We start from the raw sequence: 14,269 nt of genomic DNA, 5'->3' as shown, positions 1-14,269 counted from the left end.
TTTGGGGGTCAGTACATTTTAGCACATCTGATATTATGCGTTTTTCTGCTTTTAAAGACTTTTTCCTCAGTCACATGCGTCGAAGGTTATATAGTAGATTGGAACTAGAATAGTACGTTACAACTGCTAAAAATATTTCTAGAAATTAATTTGACTTTCCTAATCCATTTGTTCACCTCTTATTTCAATATACTATAGCAAAAAAACTCCAAACGCGATACAATAAAGGTGTTCAAGCCAATTGTAAAGTGAAAGGAGAAAAATATGGCGCAAAAGGTTCATAGTTTATTACACACAAAGTATCACTTTGTGTTCACCCCTAAGTATAGACGAAATGTTATCTAAAATTAATATCAAAGTAGTTTATCACATTCGAATCACAAAAAATTTTAAAAAATGGCAATATTTGTTAACAAGAATTTTGTCGTTTGTTATAATGTAGTTGTAAATGATTAAGATTGGTAATCAAAAAATAAAGAGGGAAATGTCATGAATAAGAAATATAATATAGTTCTATTATTGTTGTTTATAGTTTATTTATTTGGATATTTTTCAATTTCAAAAACGTTAATTCCTATAATGTGTGTGATCCAAGTATTTTTGATAGAACATATATTTAGAGTTCGTAATAGTATTATGCAAATAGGTGAAATTATAATTGTTGTTGCTTCTATAATATTATTTATTGATAGTATATTGAGTTTGTAACATTAGACTGAGTAAAAGTCTTTAAAATTAGGAAGATTTATAGACTTCTATATAGAATCAAATTTTCCAGATACCTGCTGAAGCTGATTTATATCCTCATATTTCTTCTACTACTATCTTCGTCACTAAATTTGACAGATATATTGCTGATACAACCTCTCTACTACAATCTCACAGTTAACCTGAGGCTAGTTTCCTCTTTGATTTTCGTTGATAAAAGAAATGCTCCTCCAAGACGGAAGAGCATTTTTTATTGTGATTTTGATTCGGTTTCTGCTGACTCTGGGTGGAGTTCTTGGTAACTTGGTGCCTTGAAAAGGTCAGTACTGGTTTTGTCTTGTCGTTGGTTAAAGAGGCTAGTTGACTGACTTCCTTTTTCCTGCTCAATTTTTTGCAGAATTGGTAAGGAATTGAGGTAAGAAATACTTTCTGTATCAACTTTTCCAAGATGATCTGCTTGGTAGAAACGGATCAAATCGCCAGTTTGAATCTGGTCGCTGATTTTCAGCTGTTGACTAGCTGCTTGACGAACGATTTCTAGTTCAGTCCGAGCTTGTTCATCAAGATTACTGATTTCAAGACCGCTCTCAGTATAGTAGGTTCGTCCGTCATAACTGGTGTATTTAGGTGTGACGAAGGAATTGGCAGTTCGAAAGGCAACGATTTCTTGGTGGTCTGGTGATAGGAGGTCTTGGCCGACTTGAAGAAAGGAATTGGACTCAATACCAAGGAGGTGTTCGAGAGTCGGTAAGATATCGATTTGCCCACCGTAGGTATTGATGATTTGCCCCTTTTCATAACCAGGTATGACCACCATAAAAGGCACTCGTTGCAACATGGCATTGTCGTAATTCGACCAGTTTTCAGAAGTCTTGCCAATCAAAGGTGCCAGGTCAGGATTGCGGGAATTGGAAATGCCATAATGGTCTCCATAAATGACGATGATGGATTTTTCATAGAGGCCACTTTCTTTGAGATAGTCAAAGAAGGCCTTGATGGCACTATCCAGATAGTTGGCGGTTTGGAAGTAGCCATTGATAGTTTCATCTTTGGTTTTGGCCAAGGGGAAACCAAGCTCATCGCCCGTCAGATTGCTAGCATAAGGATAGTGATTGGACACCGTGATATATTTAGTATAAAAAGGCTGCTGTAAATGTTCCAGATATTGGATAGAATCTTTCATCATGATTTTATCATTCAAACCATATTGGAAAGAATTGCTACTGTCTTGCTTGGTGAAATAGGATGCGTCAAAGAAGTATTGGTAGCCCCATTGTTTGTAGGTCGTATTTCGATTCCAGAAGGTCCCGATATTGCCGTGAAAGACAGCACTTGATTGGTAGCCGTTTTTTGATAGGATAAAAGGTGTGGCCTGCTGGGTATTGGTGCCACCGTAGTTGACCATGAAAGAACCTTGGTCAAGTCCAAATAAACCGGTCTCCAGCATGGTTTCCGCATCTGAGGTTTTACCAGCCTTAACTTGGTTAAAGATATTTGAAAAGGCTAGGGTTGATTGCGAATGGTAGAGGGAATTAAGGAAGGGAGTGACTTCATGCTCAGTTCCATCTATGTTGAGTTTATAGTCAAGCAGGAACTGCTGGAAGCTCTCTAAGTGGAGATAAATCACATTTTTCCCTTTGGTAAGGCCAAAATAGTCTGGATTGGGCTTAGCTGAATGTTCTTGAATATAATCTGTAATAGGTTGAAGATCAGTCTCAGAGGCCTTAGCTCGTTCCTTGTTGGCACTGTAGGATTGGTTGGCGCTATAACCTAAAAAGGCTGGCAAACTAAGGGCACGTACAACATAGTAATTAGAAAATCCTCGCGATAGGAGATCGGGACGCTCAATTTCAGCCAAGAAAAGATTAGCAGAAAAGAGCAGGGCTGAGAGAGCAGTGATAGCAACACTGGAGCGGAATTTGAAGGGCCTCCTATCCAGCTGGATAAATTTTTTAAAGAAAAGGAAAGCCAGCAGTGGGAAATCCATAAAATAGATGAAATCCCAAGGACGTAGTAACTCTAGTTCCGCAGTACCGACAGATACCTTGCTGACCACCTTCATGGTATTAGCCGTGATAAAGTCGCTAAATTCTCGATAGTAAAAGACATTGGAATAGAGCCAAATGAATAAAAGGCTATAAATAGCAATACTCAGACCATAAAAGATCTTGGTTGACCGAGCGTAGAGGGCTAGAGCCAGTAGGAGTAACCCCAAAGGAAGGGGATTGAAAAAGGCGATAAAGGCAAGGTAATTTCCTTGCAATTTTCCTACTTGAATATCTAAATTAAAGTCAACGGTATAGGCTAATAATGTTTTGATCCAATAGAGGATTAAAAGGGTTAGGACAAAACCCAGTCTGGTATCGATGGCTTTTTGGATTTTGTTAAAATTGATTCTCACACAATTACTTCCTAAGTTTTTATTAGTATTAGTATACCATTTTTTAAAACTAGAGTAAAAAAGCAAGGGTAGTTTCTTTTTTGAGAATTGTCTAAAAGTTTGTTATAATGGTAATCATGAATAGAATAAGAGTCAGTAAAAGGATTGAAAAAAAGCTTGCCAAAGGGCTAGTTTTGCTAGAAGCCAGCGATCTTGAGAATGTCAATCTTAAGGATCAGGAAGTAGAAGTCCATAGTCAAGATGGAAAATTTCTTGGGACTGCCTACCTTTCTCAGCAAAACAAGGGCTTGGGCTGGTTTGTGAGCACAGACAAGGTGACCTTCAATCAAGCTTTCTTTGAAATGCTGTTTAGACAAGCTAAAGAAAAGAGAAGCGCCTACTATCAAGATGATTTGACAACTGCCTTTCGTCTCTTCAACCAAGAGGGAGATGGCTTTGGCGGTCTGACAGTGGACCTTTATGGCGACTTTGTTGTCTTTTCTTGGTATAACTCTTATGTTTATCAGATTCGTAAGGTTATCTCAGAAGCATTTAGACAGGTTTTTCCTGAGGTGTTAGGGGCCTATGAGAAGATTCGCTTTAAGGGGTTAGACTATGAATCTGCTCATGTTTATGGTCAAGAAGCACCTGACTTTTTCACTGTTCTGGAAAATGGTGTCCTGTATCAAGTCTTTATGAACGATGGCTTGATGACAGGGATTTTCCTAGACCAGCATGAGGTTCGTGGTAGTCTGGTTGATGGATTGGCTATGGGCAAATCTTTGCTCAATATGTTTTCTTATACAGCAGCTTTTTCAGTAGCTGCGGCCATGGGAGGAGCAAGCCAGACAACTTCGGTTGACCTAGCCAAGCGTTCACGAGAATTGTCTCAAGCGCATTTTCAGGCAAATGGAATAAGCACGGACGACCATCGTTTTATAGTCATGGATGTTTTTGAATATTTCAAGTATGCCAAGCGAAAAGGCTTGACCTACGATGTGATTGTCCTAGATCCGCCTAGCTTTGCTCGGAACAAAAAACAGACCTTCTCTGTGGCCAAGGATTATCACAAGTTGATTTCTCAGAGTCTGGAGATTTTAAATCCGGGAGGAATCATTATTGCCAGTACCAATGCTGCCAATGTTTCTCGCCATAAATTTACAGAACAAATTGATAAAGGCTTTGCAGGAAGAAGTTACCAGATTTTAAACCAATACGGTCTTCCAGCAGATTTCGCCTATAATAAAAAAGATGAAAGTAGTAATTACCTCAAGGTGATTAGTATGAAGGTTAGTAAATGAAATTAATCGTTTCAGTAATGCCAAGGAGTTTAGAGGAGGCCCAGGCTCTGGATGCCACGAGGTATCAGGATGCTGATATCATTGAATGGCGAGCCGACTATCTGCCTAAAGAAGCGATTTTGCAGGTAGCTCCAGCTATTTTTGAAAAATTTGCAGGCCGTGAATTGGTTTTTACCCTGCGAACTCGTGCTGAAGGGGGAGAAATTGACCTTTCTCCAGAAGAATATATCCATCTAATCAAGGAAGTGGCGCAACTCTATCAACCAGACTATATTGATTTTGAGTACTATAGCTACAAGGATGTCTTTGAGGAAATGCTGGACTTCCCAAATCTCGTTTTGAGTTACCACAATTTCCAAGAAACACCTGAAAATATGATGGAAATCTTATCAGAGTTGACGAGCCTAAATCCAAAACTTGTCAAGGTTGCGGTGATGGCCCACACGGAGCAAGATGTCTTAGACTTGATGAACTACACACGAGGCTTTAAAACACTCAATCCTGAACAGGAATATGTGACCATTTCTATGGGCAAGGTGGGCAAAGTCTCTCGTATCACTGCGGATGTGACTGGTTCTAGCTGGTCCTTTGCTAGTCTAGATGAGGCAAGTGCCCCTGGTCAGATTTCTCTAGCTAACATGAAAAAAATCAGGGAGATTTTGGATGAAGCTTGATGGCTATACACGTTTAGCTGCAGTTGTTGCCAACCCTATTAAGCATTCTATCTCTCCCTTCATTCACAATAGGGCCTTTGAGGCTACAGCTACCAATGGTGCTTATGTAGCTTGGGAGATTGAAGCGGCTGATTTGGCAGAAACAGTGACCAATATTCGTCGCTACCAGATGTTTGGCATCAACCTTTCCATGCCTTATAAGGAGCAGGTGATTCCTTATTTGGATGAGCTGAGTGACGAAGCGCGCTTGATTGGTGCGGTCAATACGGTTGTAAATGATAATGGAACTTTAATTGGATATAATACAGATGGCAAGGGATTTTTTAAGAGCTTGCCTTCTTTTACAATTTCAGGTAAAAAGATGACCCTGTTGGGAGCAGGTGGTGCGGCTAAATCAATCTTGGCACAGGCTATTTTGGATGGTGTCAGTCAGATTTCTGTCTTTGTTCGTTCCGTTTCTATGGAAAAAACAAGACCTTACCTAGACAAGTTACAGGAGCAAACAGGCTTTAAAGTAGACTTGTATGCTTTAGAAGATGTTTCTGAACTGCAAGCAAGGATTGCTGAGTCGGATTTACTGGTCAATGCGACAAGTGTAGGGATGGATGGTCAATCATCTCCAGTTCCAGAAAACATAGCCTTACCAGAAACTCTTTTAGTAGCAGATATCATTTACCAACCCTTTGAAACCCCGTTTTTGAAATGGGCCAGAAGTCAGGGCAATCCAGCGGTCAATGGTCTGGGAATGTTGCTCTATCAAGCTGCAGAAGCTTTTCAACTGTGGACAGGAAAGGAAATGCCGACGGAAGAGATTTGGCAGTCCTTAACAGAAAAATACCAATAAAGAAAAGGAGATTCTCCTATGAAAATCAGAATCGATATTCCTCATCATCCTTATGATATTCAGATTGAAAAAGGTTGTCTGGCTCAGGTTGGTCAATGGTTGCGAGAACTCTGGCAACCACAAAAGGTAGTTATTGTGACAGATAACCATGTAGCTTCTCTTTATGCAGAGAAGGTCAAGCTCAGCCTAGAAGATGCTGGTTTTCAGGTAGCTGTTTTTGACTTTTTAGAAGGCGAAGAAAGAAAGAATTTGACCACTGTTCAGAAAGTCTATGAATTTTTAGTCAAACAAGGACTGACTCGTAGCGATGGGATCGTGGCTCTCGGAGGTGGTGTCGTTGGGGACTTGGCTGGCTTTGTGGCCTCAACCTACATGCGAGGCATTCATTTTGTTCAGATTCCGACCAGTTTAACTGCCCAGGTGGATTCTTCTATCGGTGGAAAGACGGGTGTCAACACTCCATTTGCTAAAAATATGGTGGGGACCTTTGCCCAACCAGATGGGGTTCTGATTGATCCGCTTGTTCTTGAAACCCTCGGAAAAAGAGAGTTGATTGAAGGGATGGGTGAGGTTATCAAGTACGGCTTGATTGAGGATCCAGAACTTTGGGCTCTCTTGACGGAGCTGGATGGTTCTGTAGAGAGCATTTTGGAACATGCAGAAACCTTGATTGAACATTCTTGTCAGGTCAAGCGCAAGATGGTGGTTGAGGATGAGTTGGACAATGGTATTCGCCTTTACCTCAACTTTGGCCACACCATTGGTCATGCCATTGAAGCGACTGCCGGTTATGGTAAGGTCATGCATGGCGAGGCTGTGGCTATGGGAATGGTGCAGATATCCAAGGTTGCTGAGGAAAAAGGCCTTATGCCAGCTGGTATTACCCAGTCTATCATAGAGATGTGTCAGAAATTTGGGCTACCTGTTGACTATGAAAACTGGGATGTTGATAAGCTTTATCAGGCTTTGACTCATGACAAGAAAGCGCGTGGCAATACCTTGAAATTGGTCTTGGTGCCAGAGCTTGGTTCTGCAACAATTCACCCAGTTTCTCTGGAAGAGATGAAAGACTACTTGGTAAAATAAGGAGAACGTATGAGATATTTAACTGCAGGAGAATCACACGGCCCCCGTCTAACGGCTATCATTGAGGGAATTCCAGCTGGACTTCCTTTGACAGCTGAGGATATTAATGGAGACCTTAAACGCCGTCAGGGTGGCTACGGTCGTGGTGGTCGTATGAAGATTGAGAGTGACCAGGTTGTCTTTACATCGGGCGTTCGCCATGGGAAAACGACAGGGGCGCCTATTACCATGGATGTTATCAATAAGGACCACCAGAAATGGCTGGATATCATGTCTGCGGAGGACATCGAAGACCGCCTTAAAAGCAAACGAAAAATCACCCATCCTCGTCCGGGTCATGCCGACTTGGTAGGGGGCATCAAGTACCGTTTTGACGATTTGCGAAATTCCTTGGAACGTTCATCAGCTCGTGAAACAACCATGCGAGTAGCAGTCGGGGCAGTAGCTAAACGTCTATTGGCTGAGCTAGATATGGAAATTGCCAACCATGTCGTAGTCTTTGGCGGCAAGGAAATTTATGTTCCTGAAAATCTAACAGTTTCTGAGATTAAGGAACGAGCTGCCCAGTCTGAAGTTTCTATTGTCAACCAAGAACGAGAACAGGAAATCAAGGACTATATTGACCAAATCAAGCGTGACGGTGATACCATCGGTGGGGTTGTGGAGACAGTCGTTGGAGGTGTTCCAGTTGGTCTTGGTTCCTATGTCCAATGGGACAGAAAATTGGATGCAAGATTGGCCCAAGCTGTTGTCTCTATCAATGCCTTTAAAGGGGTGGAATTTGGTCTTGGCTTTGAAGCTGGTTATCGTAAAGGCAGCCAAGTTATGGACGAAATTCTCTGGTCTAAAGAAGATGGTTATACTCGCCGTACCAATAATTTAGGTGGTTTCGAAGGTGGCATGACTAATGGGCAACCGATTGTTGTTCGTGGTGTCATGAAACCCATTCCTACTCTCTACAAACCACTTATGAGTGTGGATATCGAAACCCATGAACCCTACAAGGCAACTGTTGAAAGAAGTGATCCGACCGCTCTTCCAGCAGCAGGTGTGGTCATGGAAGCCGTTGTGGCAACGGTTCTGGCACAAGAAATCCTTGAAAAATTCTCATCAGATAATCTTGAGGAACTAAAAGAAGCGGTAGCTAAACACCGAGACTATGCAAAGAACTATTAAGGAGTTCCTATGGCAAAAACAATCTATATCGCAGGTCTTGGTTTGATTGGAGCCTCTATGGCCCTTGGTATCAAACGTGATCATCCAGATTATGAAATTTTAGGTTATAATCGCAGTCAAGCTTCGAGAGATATTGCCTTGAAAGAAGGAATGATTGACCGTGCAACAGATGATTTTGCCAGTTTTGCTCCTTTGGCAGATATCATCATCCTCAGTTTACCGATTAAACAAACCATTGCTTTCATTAAGGAGTTGGCCGACTTGGCCTTGAAAGAAGGCGTCATTATTTCAGATGCCGGTTCGACCAAGTCAGCTATTGTGGATGCGGCGGAGCAGTATTTGGCTGGCAAGCCTATTCGCTTTGTCGGGGCCCATCCCATGGCTGGTAGCCACAAGACAGGGGCTGCCTCTGCAGATGTCAATCTCTTTGAAAATGCCTATTATATCTTTACACCTTCTAGCCTGACTAGTCCTGACACGCTTGAGGAAATGAAGGATTTGCTTTCAGGTCTTCATGCTCGTTTTATCGAGATTGATGCTAAGGAGCATGATCGTGTGACTTCTCAGATTAGCCATTTTCCACATATTCTGGCTTCCAGTCTCATGGAGCAGACTGCGGTCTATGCTCAAGAACATGAGATGGCAAGACGCTTTGCGGCCGGTGGTTTTCGAGATATGACCCGAATTGCGGAAAGCGAACCAGGTATGTGGACTTCTATCCTCTTGTCCAATCGTGAGACCATTCTAGAGCGAATTGAGGATTTCAAGGAGCGCTTAGATGAGGTTGGACAAGCCATCAGTAAGGGTGATGAAAACCAAATCTGGAACTTTTTCAACCAAGCACGTGAGCAACGTCAGGCCATGGAAATCCATAAGCGTGGCGGTCTGGATAGTTCTTACGATCTTTATGTCGATGTTCCCGATGAAGAAGATGTTATCTTGAGGATTTTGGAACTACTACGTGGAACTTCCTTGGTTAATATTCACATCAACGAGGAAAACCGTGAGGATATTCACGGGATTCTACAAATATCATTTAAAAATGCTCAAGATTTAGAACGAGCCGAGCACCTCATAACAGCAAAGACTGACTACACAGTCGTGATCAAATAAGGAGAAAATTATGCCTAAAATAGAGCCTAGATTCATATTTGGTGTTATCTTTATTTCTTTTATCTTACTTAGAGCTTACGCTGTTAAAAAGGATGTGCAAACTAATTCAGAAGCAAGTGTTGAGACAAAAAATGAACGATCCAACAAGGAAATAAGTTAAGAGAAAATCAATTCAAAGTATGTAGACGATAGAATTATTAATGAGTTTATCGATAGCTATAATCAAAATTCTAATAGCCCATTAGAAAATATCAAAAAATGAAATATAAAAATAAAATATTTCGCATCAAGCTACGGATACTACTTGGAACTTTTACATGCAAATGATACTGATAAAATCAATGTAACAATAAATCAGACAAATGAAAATAGTGAATCTGGTGTTGCGGGAATGAAAGAAGTATTTCATGATATTGTTAAATCGATTGAATCATCTTTATCTGATGATGAGATAAATAACTATTTTGATAATCTTATGTTAAATGAAATAAAAACAGGTTCTAATTTAGGAACTTTGAAGATAGAGTATATACTAGATAAGGAATTAAGCAATGGACATTCAAGAGGTTATATAAAAGTAATTGCACAATAATAAAGATCACAGAGTGACTATTAATTTTAAAAGAAATAAATAAGGAGAAAATTATGTCAAATATTTACGATAGTGCAAACGAACTCAGTCGCGGTCTACGCGAATTACCAGAATACAAGGCTGTTAAAGCAGCTAAAGATGCGATTGCAGCAGATGCTGAGGCAAGCAAAATCTTTACAGAATATGTTGCTTTCCAAGAAGAAATTCAAAGACTAGCCCAGACAGGTCAAATGCCAGACGCTTCCTTCCAAGCTAAGATGGAAGGCTTTGGCAAGCAGATTCAAGGAAATAGCCTCTTATCAGAATTCTTTACCAAGCAACAACAATTGGCAATTTACCTTTCTGACATTGAAAAAATTGTTTTCGAACCAGTTTCAGAATTTCTAAAATAAGAAAATAACTATCATAAAGTCAGGAATTTTTAAGGAATTTCTGGCTTTTTATGATAAAATAAGTAAAAGTATTGCAAGTATGAGGTCCAGTATGAAACTAAAAACAAACATTCGCCACTTACATGGCAGTATCCGAGTTCCAGGTGACAAGTCTATCAGCCACCGTTCCATTATCTTTGGAAGTTTGGCTGAGGGGGAGACTAAGGTTTATGATATTTTGCGAGGTGAAGACGTTCTTTCGACCATGCAGGTTTTTCGTAACCTTGGTGTTGAAATCGAGGATAAAGATGGGGTTATTACCATTCAAGGTGTGGGCATGGATGGCCTAAAAGCTCCGCAAAATGCCCTGGATATGGGAAATTCTGGAACCTCGATTCGCCTGATTTCAGGTGTCCTTGCTGGCGCAGACTTCGAAGTAGAAATGTTCGGAGATGATAGTCTTTCCAAACGACCTATGGACCGTGTGACGATTCCATTGAAAAAAATGGGCGTTAGTATTTCAGGGCAAACTGATCGAGACCTGCCTCCTCTTCGCTTAAAAGGGACGAAAACCTTAACACCTATTCATTATGAGTTGCCAATTGCCTCTGCTCAAGTCAAGTCCGCCTTGATCTTTGCTGCCTTACAGGCTCAGGGTCAGTCAGTGATTATCGAAAAAGAGTGTAGCCGTAATCATACTGAAGATATGTTGCAACAATTTGGTGGCCATTTAAGTGTGGACGGCAAGAAAATCACAGTCCAAGGGCCACAAAAATTGACTGGACAAAAGGTGGTCGTGCCAGGAGATATTTCCAGTGCAGCCTTTTGGTTGGTCGCAGGCTTGATTGTTCCAAACTCTCGTGTAGTGCTGCAAAATGTGGGCATTAATGAAACGCGTACTGGTATTATTGATGTCATTCGCGCCATGGGTGGAAAATTGGAAATAACTGAAATCGATCCAGTCGCTAAATCTGCTACCTTAACTGTTGAGTCTTCAGACCTCAAAGGAACAGAGATTGGTGGTGCCTTGATTCCACGCTTGATTGATGAATTGCCCATTATCGCCCTGCTAGCGACCCAAGCTCAAGGTGTAACAGTTATCAAGGATGCTGAGGAACTCAAGGTCAAGGAAACAGATCGCATTCAGGTGGTGGCAGATGCCTTGAATAGTATGGGGGCGGATATCACTCCTACAGCAGACGGGATGATTATCAAAGGGAAATCAGCTCTTCACGGTGCTAGAGTCAATACGTCTGGTGACCATCGTATCGGTATGATGACGGCTATCGCAGCTCTTTTGGTAGCAGATGGAGAGGTGGAGCTTGACCGTGCAGAAGCCATCAATACCAGCTACCCTAGCTTCTTTGATGATTTGGAGAGCTTGATTCATGGCTAAGGTGTTACTAGGCTTTATGGGAGCTGGAAAATCGACTATTGCAAGAGGTTTGGACCCTAATTACCTTGATATGGATGCTCTAATCGAGAAGCGCTTAGGCATGTCCATTGCGGATTTTTTCGCTGAGAAGGGAGAAGTGGCCTTTCGTCAGATAGAGTCAGAAGTCCTAGCTGATTTATTACAAAGAGACCAAGTTGTGTCAACTGGTGGAGGTGTAGTCATTTCTCAGCGAAATCGTGACTTACTCAAGACCAATCCAGATAATATCTACCTGAAAGCCGATTTTGAAACCCTCTACCAACGCATATCAGCTGATAAGGACAATCAGCGCCCGCTTTTTCTAAATAATAGTAAGGAAGAACTAGCAGCTATTTTTCAAGAAAGACAGTACTGGTATGAGGAAGTAGCCAGTCGGGTTTTGGATGTGACCAAGCTAAGCCCAGAGGAAATTATAGAGGAACTAAGATGAAAATTGCTTATCTAGGTCCCAAGGGATCATTTTCACACCACGTTGTGCAGACCGCTTTTCCTCATGAGGAATTGCAGGCCTTTGCCAATATTACAGATGTCATCAAGGCCTATGAGCAAGGCTTGGTGGACTATTCTGTGGTGCCAGTTGAAAATTCTATCGAGGGTAGTGTTCATGAAACCTTGGACTACCTTTTTCATCAGGCTCACATTCAAGCAGTGGCAGAAATCGTTCAGCCTATTCATCAGCAGTTGATGGTGGTTCCAGGTCATACTAAGATTGAAAAGATTTTTTCACATCCACAGGCCTTGGCGCAAGGAAAGAAATTTATCGATGAACAGTATCCAGATGCTCAAATCGAGGTGACTGCTAGTACAGCCTATGCGGCCCGCTTTATTTCCGAACATCCAGACCAGCCCTTTGCAGCAATTGCACCTAGAAGTTCTGCTGAAGAATATGGCTTAGAACTGATTGCCGAGGATATTCAGGAAATGGAAGCCAATTTCACACGTTTCTGGGTTTTAGGAGCTGAAAAGCCTAGTATTCCCTTGCAAGCACAAACTGAGAAAATGAGTTTGGCCTTGACCTTACCTGACAACCTTCCAGGTGCACTTTATAAGGCCCTGTCGACCTTTGCTTGGCGAGGAATTGACTTAACAAAAATTGAAAGTCGTCCACTCAAGACAGCACTGGGCGAATACTTTTTCATTATCGATGTGGACTATGCTGATAAGGATCTGGTCCGCTTTGCCCAAAAAGAATTAGAAGCGATTGGAATCCAGTATAAGGTTTTGGGTACCTATCCTATTTATCTAATATCAGACCATGGAAAGGAGAGAAGATGAGTAAAGAAAATCCCTTAAGTCACCACGAGCAGTTACGCTATGACTATCTACTTAAGAATATTCACTATCTCAATGAGCGAGAAAAAGAAGAGTTTGCTTACTTGCAAGATAAATTGAATGGGGAAAGTAGTGACGCCACCTCAGAAAGTCAAGAATTGACCGAGGATTATAGAAAGACACGTGCTAACACTTCGATCCCTTCTTATGATAGTCGTAGTCGCTCTGAGAGATACCAGAAAATCAATTCTCTTCCAATGAAAAAAACTAAAAAGTGTAAGCTACGGTGGGGGCGTATTTTCGCAGGCTTACTGGCTATCTTAGCTTGTGTAGCGCTTGGCATGATTTTTATGTTCCTAAAAGGCTATTCAAATGCTGATTCAACCAAAACTGCCAATGCTAAGGCCGCTCAAGTAGAAGTCTTTAATGGTCAGGATACCAGAGATGGTGTTAATATTTTGATCATGGGTACCGATGGGCGAATCGGTCAAAATAGTGCTGAGACGCGTACTGACTCTATTATGGTATTAAATGTCGGAGGTTCAGATAAGAAAATCAAGCTAGTCAGTTTTATGCGCGATAATTTGGTCTATATAGACGGTTACAGTCAAGTGATTAACAGTAGGAAACAGACGGATAACAAGTTAAATGTAGCCTATGAACTAGGGGAACAAGAAGGACAAAAAGGGGCCGAAATGGTTCGTCAAGTCTTGAAAGATAATTTTGACTTGGACATTAAGTACTATGCCTTGGTTGATTTTCAAGCCTTTGCAACAGCGATTGATACGCTGTTCCCAGATGGAGTGATGATTGATGCCAAATTCTCAACCTTGGAAGGTCAACCGTTAACTGAAGCTACGGTAGGAGATGACTTACATGCTACGGAAACAGAGTCTCCGACCCAGACTATTAAAGTCGGGAAACAGCAGATGAATGGTTCGACCTTGCTTAATTATGCTCGTTTCCGTGATGATGATGAAGGCGATTATGGTCGTACCAAGAGACAGCAGCAAGTGCTGACAGCAGTTCTTCAGCAAATCAAAGATCCAACCAAGCTCTTTACAGGCTCAGAGGCACTTGGCAAGGTCTTCGGAATGACCTCAACGAATGTTCCTTATAGTTTCTTATTGACCAATGGTTTATCCTTCCTAAATGGAGCACAAAACGGCATTGAGAGATTAACAGTTCCAGAACTGGGTGATTGGGTCGATGCCTATGATGTCTACGGAGGCTTGGGGTTGCTGGTCGATCAAAATAAATATCAGAATAAATTGTCTCAGATGAGGATGAGATAAAATAAGGCTCTTTGTCAACTGT

General features: G+C 41.4%; 14 protein-coding genes and 1 pseudogene. 14 read left to right on the top strand and 1 reads right to left on the bottom strand.

Going from position 1 to position 14,269, the window contains the following annotated elements; genetic code table 11:
* Positions 1-264: 264 nt before the first annotated feature.
* Positions 265-342 (top strand): annotated as a pseudogene (locus tag HT718_RS06280) (IS200/IS605 family transposase); the annotation flags it as partial.
* Between the two features lie 616 nt (positions 343-958).
* Here HT718_RS06280 and HT718_RS06275 read toward each other — a convergent pair.
* Positions 959-3,109 carry a sulfatase-like hydrolase/transferase gene (locus HT718_RS06275; protein ID WP_173267889.1) on the bottom strand — a complete coding sequence of 717 codons (2,151 nt, stop codon included), beginning with the start codon at positions 3,107-3,109 and terminating at the stop codon, positions 959-961.
* Positions 3,110-3,225: 116 nt separating this feature from the next.
* Between HT718_RS06275 and HT718_RS06270 the strand changes: the two genes are divergently transcribed.
* The 13 genes from HT718_RS06270 (at position 3,226) to HT718_RS06210 (ending at position 14,247) form a co-directional block, all read left to right on the top strand.
* Complete coding sequence (locus HT718_RS06270) at positions 3,226-4,389, top strand: class I SAM-dependent rRNA methyltransferase (protein WP_173267888.1); 1,164 nt, start codon at positions 3,226-3,228, stop codon at positions 4,387-4,389.
* Positions 4,386-5,063: a type I 3-dehydroquinate dehydratase gene (gene aroD, locus HT718_RS06265; RefSeq protein ID WP_020900171.1), complete on the top strand. Its 678-nt coding sequence runs from the start codon at positions 4,386-4,388 to the stop codon at positions 5,061-5,063. The genes HT718_RS06270 and aroD overlap by 4 nt, the downstream gene beginning before the upstream one ends.
* A complete protein-coding gene (locus tag HT718_RS06260) occupies positions 5,053-5,907 on the top strand; it encodes a shikimate dehydrogenase (RefSeq protein ID WP_173267887.1) in 855 nt (284 codons plus the stop codon). The genes aroD and HT718_RS06260 overlap by 11 nt, the downstream gene beginning before the upstream one ends.
* A gap of 18 nt (positions 5,908-5,925) precedes the next feature.
* Positions 5,926-6,993 (top strand): 3-dehydroquinate synthase, encoded by a 1,068-nt coding sequence (gene aroB / locus HT718_RS06255; RefSeq protein ID WP_173267886.1) that lies wholly within the window; start codon positions 5,926-5,928, stop codon positions 6,991-6,993.
* Between the two features lie 9 nt (positions 6,994-7,002).
* On the top strand, positions 7,003-8,169 hold the full coding sequence (aroC, locus tag HT718_RS06250) for a chorismate synthase (RefSeq protein ID WP_173267885.1): 1,167 nt from the start codon (positions 7,003-7,005) through the stop codon (positions 8,167-8,169).
* Positions 8,170-8,178: 9 nt separating this feature from the next.
* Complete coding sequence (locus HT718_RS06245) at positions 8,179-9,282, top strand: prephenate dehydrogenase (RefSeq protein ID WP_173267884.1); 1,104 nt, start codon at positions 8,179-8,181, stop codon at positions 9,280-9,282.
* Positions 9,283-9,292: 10 nt separating this feature from the next.
* Complete coding sequence (locus HT718_RS06240; protein WP_173267883.1) at positions 9,293-9,442, top strand: hypothetical protein; 150 nt, start codon at positions 9,293-9,295, stop codon at positions 9,440-9,442.
* A 144-nt stretch (positions 9,443-9,586) separates the two neighbouring features.
* Positions 9,587-9,874 (top strand): hypothetical protein, encoded by a 288-nt coding sequence (locus tag HT718_RS06235; protein WP_173267882.1) that lies wholly within the window; start codon positions 9,587-9,589, stop codon positions 9,872-9,874.
* Positions 9,875-9,927: 53 nt separating this feature from the next.
* The gene (locus tag HT718_RS06230) at positions 9,928-10,266 is read left to right on the top strand and encodes a YlbF/YmcA family competence regulator (protein ID WP_173267881.1); all 339 of its coding nucleotides are present in this window, start codon (positions 9,928-9,930) and stop codon (positions 10,264-10,266) included.
* Positions 10,267-10,357: 91 nt separating this feature from the next.
* Positions 10,358-11,641: a 3-phosphoshikimate 1-carboxyvinyltransferase gene (gene aroA, locus HT718_RS06225; RefSeq protein ID WP_173267880.1), complete on the top strand. Its 1,284-nt coding sequence runs from the start codon at positions 10,358-10,360 to the stop codon at positions 11,639-11,641.
* The gene (locus HT718_RS06220; protein ID WP_173267879.1) at positions 11,634-12,110 is read left to right on the top strand and encodes a shikimate kinase; all 477 of its coding nucleotides are present in this window, start codon (positions 11,634-11,636) and stop codon (positions 12,108-12,110) included. The genes aroA and HT718_RS06220 overlap by 8 nt, the downstream gene beginning before the upstream one ends.
* Positions 12,107-12,955, top strand: coding sequence for a prephenate dehydratase (gene pheA, locus HT718_RS06215; RefSeq protein WP_173267878.1), 849 nt, complete (start codon positions 12,107-12,109; stop codon positions 12,953-12,955). The genes HT718_RS06220 and pheA overlap by 4 nt, the downstream gene beginning before the upstream one ends.
* Positions 12,952-14,247 (top strand): LCP family protein, encoded by a 1,296-nt coding sequence (locus HT718_RS06210; protein ID WP_173267877.1) that lies wholly within the window; start codon positions 12,952-12,954, stop codon positions 14,245-14,247. The genes pheA and HT718_RS06210 overlap by 4 nt, the downstream gene beginning before the upstream one ends.
* The last annotated feature ends 22 nt before the right edge of the window (positions 14,248-14,269 follow it).

It is taken from the genome of Streptococcus sp. 714 (assembly GCF_013277115.1).
Classification (GTDB): Bacteria; Bacillota; Bacilli; order Lactobacillales; family Streptococcaceae; genus Streptococcus.
The sequence above is the reverse complement of the archived record's forward strand: the minus strand, read 5'-3'. Positions and strand labels throughout refer to the sequence as shown.

Coding starts and splice junctions, on each gene's coding strand:
- HT718_RS06270 (WP_173267888.1), top strand. CDS start 3,226: ATGAATAGAATAAGAGTCAGTAAAAGGATTGAAAAAAAGCTTGCCAAA.
- HT718_RS06245 (WP_173267884.1), top strand. CDS start 8,179: ATGGCAAAAACAATCTATATCGCAGGTCTTGGTTTGATTGGAGCCTCT.
- HT718_RS06240 (WP_173267883.1), top strand. CDS start 9,293: ATGCCTAAAATAGAGCCTAGATTCATATTTGGTGTTATCTTTATTTCT.
- HT718_RS06220 (WP_173267879.1), top strand. CDS start 11,634: ATGGCTAAGGTGTTACTAGGCTTTATGGGAGCTGGAAAATCGACTATT.
- aroB (WP_173267886.1), top strand. CDS start 5,926: ATGAAAATCAGAATCGATATTCCTCATCATCCTTATGATATTCAGATT.
- aroA (WP_173267880.1), top strand. CDS start 10,358: ATGAAACTAAAAACAAACATTCGCCACTTACATGGCAGTATCCGAGTT.
- pheA (WP_173267878.1), top strand. CDS start 12,107: ATGAAAATTGCTTATCTAGGTCCCAAGGGATCATTTTCACACCACGTT.
- aroC (WP_173267885.1), top strand. CDS start 7,003: ATGAGATATTTAACTGCAGGAGAATCACACGGCCCCCGTCTAACGGCT.
- aroD (WP_020900171.1), top strand. CDS start 4,386: ATGAAATTAATCGTTTCAGTAATGCCAAGGAGTTTAGAGGAGGCCCAG.
- HT718_RS06260 (WP_173267887.1), top strand. CDS start 5,053: ATGAAGCTTGATGGCTATACACGTTTAGCTGCAGTTGTTGCCAACCCT.
- HT718_RS06210 (WP_173267877.1), top strand. CDS start 12,952: ATGAGTAAAGAAAATCCCTTAAGTCACCACGAGCAGTTACGCTATGAC.
- HT718_RS06230 (WP_173267881.1), top strand. CDS start 9,928: ATGTCAAATATTTACGATAGTGCAAACGAACTCAGTCGCGGTCTACGC.